General features: G+C 36.4%; 12 protein-coding genes. 7 read left to right on the top strand and 5 right to left on the bottom strand.

Annotated features, from left to right (window positions below; genetic code table 11):
• Positions 1–93 precede the first annotated feature (93 nt).
• From J2S06_RS10475 to lhgO, 5 genes are all read left to right on the top strand, one after another.
• The gene (locus tag J2S06_RS10475; protein WP_419152252.1) at positions 94–1,176 is read left to right on the top strand and encodes an iron-containing alcohol dehydrogenase family protein; all 1,083 of its coding nucleotides are present in this window, start codon (positions 94–96) and stop codon (positions 1,174–1,176) included.
• 57 nt (positions 1,177–1,233) lie between these two features.
• Positions 1,234–1,581, top strand: coding sequence for a thioredoxin family protein (locus tag J2S06_RS10470; RefSeq protein ID WP_419152251.1), 348 nt, complete (start codon positions 1,234–1,236; stop codon positions 1,579–1,581).
• 137 nt (positions 1,582–1,718) lie between these two features.
• Positions 1,719–2,945 (top strand): YeeE/YedE family protein, encoded by a 1,227-nt coding sequence (locus J2S06_RS10465; RefSeq protein WP_419152250.1) that lies wholly within the window; start codon positions 1,719–1,721, stop codon positions 2,943–2,945.
• A 244-nt stretch (positions 2,946–3,189) separates the two neighbouring features.
• Positions 3,190–3,885 (top strand): GntR family transcriptional regulator, encoded by a 696-nt coding sequence (locus J2S06_RS10460; protein ID WP_419152249.1) that lies wholly within the window; start codon positions 3,190–3,192, stop codon positions 3,883–3,885.
• 28 nt (positions 3,886–3,913) lie between these two features.
• Entirely contained in the window at positions 3,914–5,122 is a 1,209-nt protein-coding gene (lhgO, locus tag J2S06_RS10455) for an L-2-hydroxyglutarate oxidase (RefSeq protein ID WP_419152248.1), read from the top strand.
• 72 nt (positions 5,123–5,194) lie between these two features.
• Here lhgO and J2S06_RS10450 read toward each other — a convergent pair whose 3' ends face one another.
• From J2S06_RS10450 to J2S06_RS10435, 4 genes are all read right to left on the bottom strand, one after another.
• Positions 5,195–6,649, bottom strand: a complete 1,455-nt coding sequence (locus J2S06_RS10450; RefSeq protein WP_419152247.1) for an alanine/glycine:cation symporter family protein — start codon at positions 6,647–6,649, stop codon at positions 5,195–5,197.
• A gap of 324 nt (positions 6,650–6,973) precedes the next feature.
• Positions 6,974–8,083, bottom strand: coding sequence for a bifunctional diaminohydroxyphosphoribosylaminopyrimidine deaminase/5-amino-6-(5-phosphoribosylamino)uracil reductase RibD (gene ribD, locus J2S06_RS10445; RefSeq protein ID WP_419152246.1), 1,110 nt, complete (start codon positions 8,081–8,083; stop codon positions 6,974–6,976).
• Positions 8,076–8,828: a GTP cyclohydrolase II gene (locus J2S06_RS10440; protein ID WP_419152245.1), complete on the bottom strand. Its 753-nt coding sequence runs from the start codon at positions 8,826–8,828 to the stop codon at positions 8,076–8,078. The genes ribD and J2S06_RS10440 overlap by 8 nt, the downstream gene beginning before the upstream one ends.
• 46 nt (positions 8,829–8,874) lie before the next feature.
• Positions 8,875–9,639: a DODA-type extradiol aromatic ring-opening family dioxygenase gene (locus J2S06_RS10435; RefSeq protein ID WP_419152244.1), complete on the bottom strand. Its 765-nt coding sequence runs from the start codon at positions 9,637–9,639 to the stop codon at positions 8,875–8,877.
• A 270-nt stretch (positions 9,640–9,909) separates the two neighbouring features.
• On the opposite strand from J2S06_RS10435, the gene J2S06_RS10430 reads away from it, so the two are divergent.
• Positions 9,910–10,455, top strand: coding sequence for a helix-turn-helix domain-containing protein (locus J2S06_RS10430; RefSeq protein ID WP_419152243.1), 546 nt, complete (start codon positions 9,910–9,912; stop codon positions 10,453–10,455).
• A 458-nt stretch (positions 10,456–10,913) separates the two neighbouring features.
• A complete protein-coding gene (gene ybaK, locus J2S06_RS10425) occupies positions 10,914–11,384 on the top strand; it encodes a Cys-tRNA(Pro) deacylase (RefSeq protein WP_419152242.1) in 471 nt (156 codons plus the stop codon).
• 321 nt (positions 11,385–11,705) lie between these two features.
• Here ybaK and J2S06_RS10420 read toward each other — a convergent pair whose 3' ends face one another.
• Entirely contained in the window at positions 11,706–12,692 is a 987-nt protein-coding gene (locus tag J2S06_RS10420) for a bile acid:sodium symporter family protein (RefSeq protein ID WP_419152241.1), read from the bottom strand.
• Position 12,693 lies beyond the last annotated feature (1 nt).

Raw genomic sequence — 12,693 nt, 5'->3', positions numbered from 1 at the left:
TTTTTAATTCAAGCACACTTATTTAAGTAAGTATAGTCGAAAATCACCTATTGTATTTTTTTGTATATTTATGTTCATGAGGGGGATAAAGAAATGGATATCATCGAAGTTCGTGGTGCTCCTAATTACTATGTATGTGAAAATGGAGTTTTAGATAACCTTGAATCTCTTTTACAAAAACATGGGTTTCGAAATGGTTTTGTCATAAGTGGAGAACAGTCTTGGAAAGCAGTTGAGCCGTATTTTCCTAAAGATGGTTCTGTCACCTATTCCTTTTACCGATATAAGGGAGAATGCTCATTTTCTGAAATTGAACGTTTATCAAAACTTTGTGTAAATCATGATGTCATCATTGGAATTGGCGGCGGTAAGGTGCTAGATTTGGCCAAAGCAGTTGCCAATCAAGTTCATCTTGATTCAGTATTAATTCCAACTCTCGCTTCTACTTGTTCAGCTTGGACACCTCTTAGTGTAATTTATGATGACAACGGGAAATTTATTCGTTATGATATTTTTCCAAAATCAACGCTAATGGTTTTAATTGACACAAGAATTTTACTACATTCACCAGTGAATTATTTTCGGGCAGGAATTGCTGATACGCTTGCCAAATGGTATGAAGCCGACTGTATCATTCGCCAAGTTGAAGATGTCCCGCTTTCCGTTAAAATCGCTCATCAATCGGCTTACCTTTGTAAAACAGTATTACTTGAACACGGTCGAGCAGCGATAAACGACTTACTAGAGAAGCGAGATACATTAGCCTTTCGCAAAGTAATAGAAACAATTATAATGGCAGGAGGTATGGTTGGAGGATTTGGCGATCGGTATGGGAGAATAGCTGGGGCTCATTCCGTTCATAATGGATTAACGAAACGCCCCGAAACTCATCATTTATTACATGGAGAAAAAGTGGCATATGGAATTCTCGTTCAACTAGCCCTTGAAGAAAATTGGAGCGAAATGAAACGTTTACATCCATTTTACCAAGATTTAAACCTCCCTTATACATTAAAACAACTTGGCCTTGAAATAACAGAAAAAGAAAAACTATATGACATAGCAGAAGAAGCAATAAAGCCAGATGAGTCGATCCATCTCATGAATATTCCTGTCGATAGCATGAAAATCGTAGAAGCATTTTATGAAATAGAAAGGTTAGCACTTGATCAATAACCTCTCGCCTAAAAAAGCTAAAGCTATATAATATTTCGGAAAGGAGGCGCAACCATTTTGAAATCAAATCGTGTTTTAATTTCAATAGATGAAGTGGAGAAATTCATTGGCAATCATCATTTAGCCTTTCTCTACATTTCTAAAACAAATTGTAGTGTTTGTCATGCTTTAGTTCCAAAAGTGCAAGAAGTGATGGCTAAGTTGCCAAAAATACAGATGGCTTTTATAAATGTCGATGATGTTCCAGAATTAGCAGGTCATCTGTCTATTTTTACTGCACCTGTTCTCATATTATATGTCGATGGAAAAGAAGTACTAAGAGAGGCTAGGTTTGTCCATCTTGATCAGTTCCAGCATAAAATTACAAAAATTTATCAGTTGGCAGGAGACACAGAACCTAATTAAATACATAGGTTTATAAAAAGAGCTTTGACTAAGCCGTTCGTTTGTCAACAGTTTTATTGTGGTACGTTTAAGCAAAATCCTACAATTTCTGTTGGTTTTATTATATATTATATGTTATAGAAAAGGAGGAATGATAAATGACTGTTTTAGCGAAAAAAGAATCAACTATACACACAAAACAAGCAGAAAGTAAACCAAAAAACTTAACAGATTTCATTATTTTGATCGCTTTAACTGTTTTAATTGGCGGGGCTTTATTTTTATATTTTAAAGTATCTTTAGCACAATCACTTTTATATGTGTTAGGGGGTATTGGCGGATTCGTATTGTACCAAGCTCGATTTGGCTTTACTTCTGCATGGAGAAAATTTATTTTGTACCGCCAAGGGGAAGGAATTCGAGCCCAAATGATCATGATGCTTGCGGCTAATGTATTATTTTTACCATTACTATTAAAAGGTTCCATGTTTGGTCACCCTGTATCCGGATATGTTTTTCCTGTTGGAATATCCGTGCTAGTTGGGGCGTTTCTATTCGGAATTGGCATGCAGATAGGTGACGGGTGTGCTTCTGGTACCCTTTACCATATTGGTGGCGGAGATACGAATGGAATCGTAACATTAGTTGGATTTATTGCTGGTTCAGTTATTGCGACAACTCATTTTGATTTTTGGTTAAATACCCCTCACTTTGAGCCAATTTCTCTTATTGAAAATTTTGGTGTAGGATTTGGATTTCTCATTCAATTTGCCATGTTAGCTTTTGTTTACTATATATCAATTGTCATTGAAAAACGCCGCTACGGTAAGCTCATTTCAACAAATTTAAACAATCCCCATGGCTGGAAAGCGATTTGGAAAGGACCTTGGCCACTCGTTCTAGGCGGTATCATTTTAGCTGTTGTTAATGCACTTATTTTAATGGTTCAAGGGAAACCATGGGGAATTACGTCGGCGTTTGCTCTTTGGGGTGCAAAATTTGTTCAATTGTTTGGAGCTCAACCAGAAGAATGGGCTTATTGGCAAGATCCAGGCAAATTGGCTGCACTCCAAAATCCATTGTATCAAGATGTTACAACCGTTATGGATATTAGTATAATGTTTGGAGCATTATTAGCAGCTGCTTTTGCTGGTCGCTATGCAAAAGCTATTCAATGGAAGCGTCCAACACGTATGACAGTCGGGGCATTAATCGGTGGTGTATTAATGGGGTATGGCGCCCGCCTTTCCTTCGGTTGTAATATTGGTGCTTATTTTGATGGGATTGCTTCCTTTAGTATGCACGGCTGGCTTTGGTTTGCAGCCGCATTTGTAGGAAGTATTATTGGAGTAAAGCTACGTCCATATTGCTCTTATAAAAATTAATTCTTATCTTTAAAAAATCCTTTCTAACCAATTTAGCGTTAGAAAGGATTTTTTTATTCATTTATTAATGAGAGCGTGTAATATTGTATCCAATTTTTAAAAAGAAATAAAAAATATATAGCTACTCCCCCTCAATAATCCTTATTTTTACTAATATTATTGTTCATTATTCAAAAAATATTGATTTTTTAAAAATATAATGCTACTATTATTGTATCCAATCTATAGATAGGAAGTGTTTCTATTGGATGAAAAAAGTTCTGCACCTAATCATCATAAAAACACAGTTCAACAATTTGTTACAAAAAAATTGCGGGAAGCGATCCTTAATGGAACTCTTAAAAAAGGGGATAGAGTCGTTCAAGAGGAATGGGCTTCCAAGCTTGGTGTTAGCCGCATGCCTATCCGGGAAGCTTTGCAGCAATTAGCTGTTGAAGGCCTCGTCAAAATAGAACCTCATAAAGGTGCTGTTGCTACACCGATAACAGAAGAAGATATTGAAGAAATTTATTCGATTCGCACTGCTTTAGAAAGCTTGGCTGTTGTAAAATCTTTGCCTTATTTAACGGATGATGACAAAAAAGAAATTGAAAATATTTTGATTAAAATGGAGTCTTTAAATATAGCTGAAACAAACATCGATGAATATATCCATCTCCACGATCAATTTCATAAATGTCTTCGTAAAAGATGCCCATGGCAAAGAGTGAACAGTATGGTCAATCGACTAGGAATTCTCCCCATCGCTACTAATTTATTAGTAGATCACTATAACGAAACACAAAAAGATCATCGTTTAATTTATGAAGCGATTGTAAGAAATTCACCATCAGAACTTAAAGCAGCCATTGAATACCATATGTTAAAAACGAAAAACAATATCATGGACTCTATTAAAAAACTTAGTCAAATATGCGAAGAAGAAAAAAGTGAAAATTAATTTCGATAACAGGGAGGCATTGTGAATTATGTACGATTTTGCAATTGTTGGTGGAGGAATCGTTGGTCTATCTACTGGAATGGCATTATATAAAAGATTTCCAAATGCAAAAGTCCTTTTATTAGAAAAAGAAAAAGAATTGGCCATGCATCAAACTGGTCATAATAGCGGGGTCATTCACTCTGGTATTTATTACAAGCCCGGTAGTTTCAAAGCGAAATTCGCTCGTCAAGGAAGCCAATCAATGACAGAATTTTGTCAAACACATAATATCGATCACGATATTTGTGGAAAAGTAATTGTTGCCACTAGCAAAGAGGAGCTTCCTTTATTAGAAAACTTGTATAAACGAGGAATCGAAAATCAATTAAATATTCGAAAAATAGGACCAGAGGAATTGAAAGAGCTTGAGCCGCACGTAAACGGGGTAGGAGCCATCCATGTTCCAATGGCTGGAATTGTTAATTACAAACAAGTAAGTGAAAAGTTCGCTGAGATCATTCGTGAAAATGGCGGTCAAATTGAACTTGGCAACAAAGTAGAAAAAATCACTGAAACAACGGATGGGGTCGTCATTGAAACAAATAAAAAAACCTATAATGCTAGATTACTTATCAATTGTGCTGGCTTATTTAGTGATCGAGTCACGAATATGTCTGGATACAAAGCAGATATGAAAATCGTTCCATTTAGAGGTGAATATTATCAGCTGAAGCCTGAAAAAAGATACCTTGTCAAAAACCTCATATATCCAGTTCCAAATCCTAATTTTCCGTTCTTAGGAGTCCATTTCACGAGAATGATTGATGGAAAAGTTGATGTAGGACCGAATGCCGTTTTAAGCTTTAAGCGCGAAGGATATAAAAAAACAGACTTCGATTTAAAAGATTTTACGGAAGTGATGAAATTCAGCGGATTTTGGAAATTAGCAAGTAAATATATGAAAGAAGGATTAGAAGAAATGGTGCGATCGTTTAGCAAGTCTAAATTTGTCGAAAACGTCCAAAGACTGATCCCTGAAGTACAGGAAGAAGACTTAATTCCTGCACCAGCTGGTGTTCGTGCGCAAGCATTAAAAAGCAATGGAGAATTAGTCGATGATTTCCATATTATATTAGGTAAAAACTGCATTCATGTATGTAACGCACCATCGCCTGCTGCAACAGCTTCGATTGAAATAGGAAAATATATTGTGAACCGGATCCCTGAACCAACATGGATGAAAGTAACCGTTTGATAAAAGATCAAGCCTTATCTTTAAAATAGAAGGTGTCCCAAAGTGAGAATTGTGGGACACCTTTTTAAATCATTAGGAAACCGTATCTTTTTTATGGTTGTATTCTTCCACCCAATAGTCTGCATTTTTAATTCCTAATTTTTCTGGATCAAATACAGGATCCAGCCCTTGTTTTTTCTGCTCTTCGTAATCTTTTAGGGCAATAATGGCTGGTTTGAATAAAATGAGAATGGCAATAACATTTAACCACACCATGATTCCTAATCCAACATCCCCTAATGCCCAAGCTAAGGAAGCATTTTTCACGGAGCCGTAGAATGTTGCAGCAAGTATAACGACTTTTAAAGCAAACATTGGCCATTTGCTATGTTGTTTGCGTGTTAAATAAGCAATGTTTGTTTCTGCTATATAGTAATAAGCCATAATCGTTGTGAATGCAAAGAAGAATAAAGCAATTGCTACAAATCCAGCTCCAAATCCAGGAAATACTGTTTCAATCGCTGCTTGTGTAAATTTTGGACCAGCTTCTATACCGGGCAGGTTATTCACGATAAACGATTTATCTGGCGCTTGAACGTTATACATGCCGGTAAATAAGATCATAAAGGCGGTCGCAGAACATACTAATAATGTATCGATATAAACAGAGAACGCTTGGACTAAGCCTTGCTTTGCTGGGTGAGATACTTCTGCAGCCGCTGCCGCGTGAGGACCTGTACCTTGACCAGCTTCATTAGAATAAATTCCACGTTTAATTCCCCAAGAAATAGCTGAACCCACAATTCCACCAAACATGGAATCTGCAGCAAATGCACTTTTAAAAATTAATGAAAGCACTTCTGGTATTTTTTCAATATTCATGAACACAATAATAATAGATAGCAATACATAACCTAAGGCCATGAACGGAACAACCAATTGAGCAACATGCGCAATCCGTTTAACACCACCAAAAATGATGGCGCCAAGCAAAACAATGAGAATAATTCCAGTAATGGTCGGACTAACACCTAAAGCATTTTCTAGCCCCACGGCAATAGAATTGGACTGAATACCTGGCATTAATACAGCCATCGCCAAAATAGCCGCAAATGCAAATAAAACTCCATACCATTTCCATCCTAATCCCTTTTCAATGAAATAAGCTGGGCCGCCACGATATTGTCCATCTTGCTTTACTTTGTAAATTTGTGCTAACGTAGACTCTACATAAGCGCTGCCAGCTCCAATGAAAGCAATCATCCACATCCAAAATACAGCTCCAGGCCCACCAAAGGCAATCGCCGTTGCTGTTCCCGCAATATTACCAGTACCTACACGCCCTGAAAGAGCAATGGATAAAGCCTGAAATGAGGAGACCCCTGCTTCAGAGCTTTTCCCCTTGAACATTTGCACAACCATGTCCTTAATTAAGCGAACTTGTAAAAAACGAGTAATAATTGAAAAAAATAGTCCAGCGCCAAGCACTAAATAAAGCATTGGCGAGCTCCATAAAATATTAACTAATCCGTTTACAATATCTTCCATATTATCCCCCTTATTTATGCGAATTTTACCCCTATTTTGAATTATAAGCTATTATTAAGGATATCACAATATTAATATAGGATTTTATTATCATTATTTATTTCCAATTAATAGATCTCATCTATTCAAATTCAATACTTTTTTGGAAATTATGAGTTTATTCATATAAAAAAAATAAAACCAAATGATTTACATATTATTTAAATATAGCTTCTCTTCATACCAAGTTATATTCCCTTATAAAAGCAATCTATCGATATTTTATTCGTGTATTCTTTTTTATGAGAGCAAAAAAGGCTGCCCATTATGAAGGCAACCTTTCGTTCATTTTGATTTCATTGATTTTGTATATTTTGGGTAACCGACAAGTTTAAAATCGTTTCCAATTGAAGTTATTTCTATATTCGAAAGTTCAACTGCATCGGCCATTTTTGGAATGCCATTACCTGCAAAAAACGACGGTGCTGTGCGGCCGCCAACTAATTTAGGGGCAATGTACAAAACGACTTTATCAACAAGCTTATGTTCTATAAAAGAAGCATTGATTTCTCCTCCACCTTCTATAAACAGAGAAGAAATCGATTTCTCTCCTAACGTTCGAACAACATCAATTGGATTTACTTTATTTGCACCATTCGTGACAAATACTTTTACACCTTGTTCCTCTAATAATCTCTTTTTTTCAGGATCAAAACATTGACTAGTAAATATCCACGTATCCGCTTGTTGATCTGTTACGACTTTTGCATCTAATGGTATTTTTAACGTTGAGTCCATAATAATACGAATTGGATTACGTCCATTTGGAATTCGTGCCGTTAACTCAGGATTATCTTTTAATACGGTATTTACTCCGACAAGAATTGCTTGATTTTCACTGCGCAACTGGTGAACATCATATCTAGATTGCTCCGATGTAATCCATTTACTATCAGAGGCAGAGGTAGCAATTTTCCCATCTAATGTGATCGCTGATTTCATGGTCACAAATGGAATCTTTTCAACAATGAATTTATTAAATACTTCATTCATTTTTTTTGCTTCTTCTTCACAAACACCGACAATGACTTCAATACCTGCATCTTTTAATATTTGCACCCCTCTACCTGAAACAATTGGATTTGGGTCAAGGGTGGCGATGACCACTTTTTTAACTTTAGCCTCTACAAGGGCTAGCGCACACGGGCCCGTTCTTCCATAATGGGAACAAGGTTCAAGCGTCACATAAACGGTACTGTCTTTCGCTTTTTCCCCAGCCATACGAAGAGCATGAATTTCAGCATGTGGTTCTCCTGCCTTTAAATGTGCCCCAATTCCAACAATGCGATGATCATTGACAATGACTGCCCCTACTAAAGGATTAGGGTCAGTTTGCCCCTTCATCGCACGCGCATTTTGCAAAGCAAGCTGCATGTAAAACTCATGGCTACTCATGAAAAAGCCCCTCCTCTTGCAAATGGCCAGATCGCTCCACTTTCGTTTTTAAGTACTTTTCGTTGTATACCGAAATATCTCCCCACAAAGGAATTCTTCCTATTACAGGCATGCCAGCATCTCGTAATGCGTTTATTTTTTTCGGATTATTTGTAATAAGTTTTACAGATTTAGAACGTAATTGTTTCATTACCGCAATGGCATCGTCATATTTTCTACCGTCATTTTCAAAGCCAAGGCTTAAATTGGCATCAACTGTATCATATCCATTTTCCTGCAAAACATACGCCATTGCCTTATTGAATAAACCAATGCCTCTTCCTTCATGGTTCGCAAGATAAAAAAGAGCTCCTGAACCATGTTCAACAATCATTCTTAATGATTGCTTTAGTTGAAAACCACAATCGCAGCGTTTACTGCCAAAAATATCTCCCGTATGACATATGGAATGCATTCGAACGAGAGTAATATCATCATGTTCAAAATCTCCATAAACTAATACGCTTGATTGTTGGAATTCAGCCAGGTTTTCTTTTGTTAATCGAGAGATAAAAAGACTCAAATCCTCTTCCGCTTCATCTGTTTTTAACCAACAGTACCATTTAAACATAACCGTTTCTCCATCAAGAGTAACAGGAAGATGAACTGGTCCTACTAAATAAATCGTTCCCTCTTTTGCTTTTATTTGTTGGAGCTTTTTTTCAAGAATTGCGATAACTCCATTTTCTTTTATTAAAGCCTCCATTGTTCCGACTCCTTTTATTTTTCTACAAAGATTGCTATCTGAAAAACTAAAATTGAAAACTTAAATAGCTTAGAGTACCCATTTCATATTCACGATAAATTACTTCTGGTGTTTCCATACAACCGCTCCCCATTGCAATAAATAATGGAACAAAATGTTCCGGTCTTGGAACGGCTAGTTGAGCATGTGGAGCAAGTGTTTCGTATTGAAAAAGTTTTTGATAATTTTTTTGATGAATGTGATCAATCAGCCAATCATCGAATTCAACTGCCCACGGTTCTGGAGTATTTTGACCCCATTTCAACATTCGAAAATTGTGGGAAGTTGCTCCACTTCCAATTATTAACATATGTTCTTGACCCATTCCTTTTAATGCCTCACCAATTTGAAATTGCTCTTCTGGCGGCAAAAATGGGTGTACAGAAATTTGAACTACTGGGATGTTGGCTTCTGGATATAAATGTTTCAAAACTGTCCATGAACCGTGATCCAATCCCCTTCTTTTGTCTAGCTTTGATTGTATTCCATGCCGTTCAAAGCGTTTTTGAATCTTGTTAGCAATAGTAGTCGATCCTTTAGCTGGGTATGTTACTTGATATAATTCTTCCGGAAAGCCATAAAAGTCGTATATCGTTTCATATTCATCATCTCGAGAAGATATCGTCAATACATCACTTTCCCAATGAGCTGTAAAAATAATGATCGCTTTCGGATTGAGGTTCATTCCAAGCTCCTTTAAAAAACGTGTATAACGATTATCTTGAATCGCAATCATAGGTGATCCATGAGCTAAAAATAATGATGGCATCAAAGTTCTTCTCCCCTTTATCATATTAAATTTTTCTTATAATTTCTCGTAATATGATCGAGAACTTTTGTTTATTTATAAGAATAATTTATTCATATTAAGAAACTATGTGTTAAAAAAAATTTGAATGAAAGCTATATTTTTCTCATCGTTTTTACCATGTCAACTGTTAATTGTTTATAATATAACAATTTAGGATATAGAATGTCAACAATATTTTTGTTAATATGTAAATAAGTTTCATATTCGAAAACTTTTGAGGAGTGAACAACCGTGGATATTGGCTCAAAAATTCGAGCAATAAGAAAGAAAAAAAATATCACCATTGCACAAATGTGTGAAAAAACAGGGCTTTCCAAAGGATTTATAAGCAATGTAGAAAACAATAACACTTCACCATCCATCAGTACTTTGCAAACAATCGCCAATTTCCTTGAGATCCCTTTATCTTACTTACTGTTAGAAAAAGACCAACATATGCATGTTGTAAGAAAAAAGGAGCGAAAACAGACGATTTTCCAAAATGGGGAGTTAAAAATAGAGCACGTTGCAGCGCAAGGTGGATTAAAGCTGCGTATAGCTGATATACCACCTGGTGGATCAACAGGCGAAACACATGCACATCCAGGTGTCGAATGCCATTTAGTATTAAAAGGAAAAGTTTTAGCAGAACAAGGTGAAGACTCTTATATTCTTGAAGCCGGCGACTCTTTTAGTTGGAACTCCTGCATACCCCATCACGTGAAAAATATTGGTGATGAACAAGCTCTCATTTTAATTGCCGTCTATAATGACCAAAAAGAAGAAGTGGAGCTATAACCAATATTTATAGATGCTATTACTGAAATCTTTCATCATGAAACGACAGCGTTTTTCGCTGCCGTTTTTTCGTATGCTTCCTTTTCATCACGATCTTTTGCTTTCAATATAAGGAGCTTATTGCTTTGATTCACACTTCTTAAGGTATACTTATTCATTGGTATTTACATTAGTGATAAACGTAAAAAAGATCAACAAAACCCCTTATAAATTTGTTACATATTAATAACGAAGATAGAAATGTTTCTTTATAGTAAATCGTATGGCTATGTTTTAGCTCATTAGCATGATGAAATAAGTTTTCAGCTTGCAGCTCTTTTGGCAGCATGGAATAATCTTTATTTAAATCTACAGTTAAGTAAACAGAAATATGATTCGTAAACCTTGAGTTAAATTTCATTTAACCGTAACATAAGCAATAAATACAGTTTCATTCATATGTATTTGGAGTGAGAAAAATGAAAAAAACAAATGCAATGCGTATTCTTGATCAGAAAAAAATACATTATAACGTCATTACTTACGATGGACAGCTTGACAAAATCGATGGAATTTCTGTTGCACATCAAATTGGGAAAGACCCCCAATCGGTGTATAAAACATTAGTTACGAAGGGCAGCGGAAACATTTATGTGTTTGTCATCCCAGTGGAACAGGAACTGGATTTAAAAAAAGCGGCGAAGATTACGAACGAGAAAAAAATTGAAATGGTACCGGTAAAGGATATACAAAAGTTTACAGGTTATATACGCGGTGGGTGTTCTCCGATCGGTATGAAAAAACTCTATCCAACCTTTATTGATGCTAGCGCTTCTCAACTTGAACATATTGTCGTCAGTGGAGGAAAAATCGGTATGCAAATTGAACTTTGCCTAAAAGATTTACAAAGTGTAACAGAAGCTAAATTACATCAAGTAATAAAAAAGTAGGATAACGTGGCATCAATTTCTATGAAAGTTTTTAGATTGATAAAAGTATTGGAAAACTTAATAAACTCTCGTGAATGGAAGAACAGTTTCATATTTTCTTTTTAGTTTCAAAGATGGCTGTTTTCGTAAACTTTGTTGCTTTTCGACTGTCTATGAGCCGAACAAAGCACGTGGTCGGACAAATCACAGTTGTCCGATCATCGATGTTTGTTCGGTTCACGTCACGCTACACGCGTGACACAGCAAGCGTATCGTTTGCCTGACAGTCGAAAAGCTATAGTAGCAACAATCTTTTAGAAAAGGACCTTTAAAAATATCCTCTTATGCAATCGGAGACTTTCCTTCATCATTTTGCAGGGGAGCATTAAGTGGATGCTTGAAGTCTGCCGGTTTTTTCGACCAATAAGTAGCAAGTATTGGTCCGGAAATATTATGCCATACAGCTGCCACAACACTAGGTAAAGCAGCTAACGGACCAAAGTGGGCAGTGGCTAACGCTACTCCTAATCCAGAGTTTTGCATGCCAACTTCAATCGAAATGGCTCTACGATTGCTTTCATCAAGTCTTAACATAAAAGCTGCAATATATCCGAGCAATAATCCGAACGTATTGTGAAGCACTACAGCTGAAAAAATAAGAAATCCCGCTGAAGCGATATTATCTACATTCCCCGCAACAACAACAGATACAATAATAATAATAGCTAGTACTGATATAAGAGGAATGACCGTAATACTTTTTTCCACAACTTTTGGCATAAATTTTCTAATCACAATTCCTAAAACGATTGGAATAATAATGACTTGAATAATAGACATAAACATCGACATTGGATCTACCGGCATCCATTGGCCTGCAAGCAATAGCAAAATAAAAGGCGTCGCAAGCGGTGCTAAAAGTGTAGAAAGGGATGTCATCGCGATGGATAACGGTAGATTCCCTTTGGCAAGGTATACCATGACGTTGGAAGCCGTACCACCTGGAACGGAGCCAAGTAAAACGAGCCCTGCTGCTAACTCGGCGGGCAAGTTCATGATATAAGCAATCGCAAAAGCGGTAAGCGGCATGATGATAAATTGAGCACACACCCCAATAATCACTGGAAATGGATTCGTTAAAACAATCTTAAAATCTACCGCTTTTAACGTCAGTCCCATGCCAAACATGACAAAGCCAAGCAAAATTGTAATATATCCACTGAAATTTAAAAAAGGCTCCGGAACTAAATATGCAATAATTGCGGTACAGATGACCCAAACGGCAAAATATTTTCCAGCGATTAAGCTGATCATTTCTAATACTTTCATC

Origin of the sequence: Bacillus alveayuensis (assembly GCA_030812955.1) — a bacterium.
GTDB lineage: Bacteria > Bacillota > Bacilli > Bacillales > Aeribacillaceae > Bacillus_CB > Bacillus_CB alveayuensis.
This window is presented reverse-complemented; position numbering and strand designations above follow the sequence as displayed.

What these genes read in the sequence shown, in the direction of transcription:
- ribD (WP_419152246.1), bottom strand. Translation starts at nt 8,083, where the DNA reads ATGAGTAGCCATGAGTTTTACATGCAGCTTGCTTTGCAAAATGCGCGT.
- J2S06_RS10440 (WP_419152245.1), bottom strand. Translation starts at nt 8,828, where the DNA reads ATGGAGGCTTTAATAAAAGAAAATGGAGTTATCGCAATTCTTGAAAAA.
- J2S06_RS10475 (WP_419152252.1), top strand. Translation starts at nt 94, where the DNA reads ATGGATATCATCGAAGTTCGTGGTGCTCCTAATTACTATGTATGTGAA.
- ybaK (WP_419152242.1), top strand. Translation starts at nt 10,914, where the DNA reads ATGAAAAAAACAAATGCAATGCGTATTCTTGATCAGAAAAAAATACAT.
- lhgO (WP_419152248.1), top strand. Translation starts at nt 3,914, where the DNA reads ATGTACGATTTTGCAATTGTTGGTGGAGGAATCGTTGGTCTATCTACT.
- J2S06_RS10465 (WP_419152250.1), top strand. Translation starts at nt 1,719, where the DNA reads ATGACTGTTTTAGCGAAAAAAGAATCAACTATACACACAAAACAAGCA.
- J2S06_RS10450 (WP_419152247.1), bottom strand. Translation starts at nt 6,649, where the DNA reads ATGGAAGATATTGTAAACGGATTAGTTAATATTTTATGGAGCTCGCCA.
- J2S06_RS10420 (WP_419152241.1), bottom strand. Translation starts at nt 12,692, where the DNA reads ATGAAAGTATTAGAAATGATCAGCTTAATCGCTGGAAAATATTTTGCC.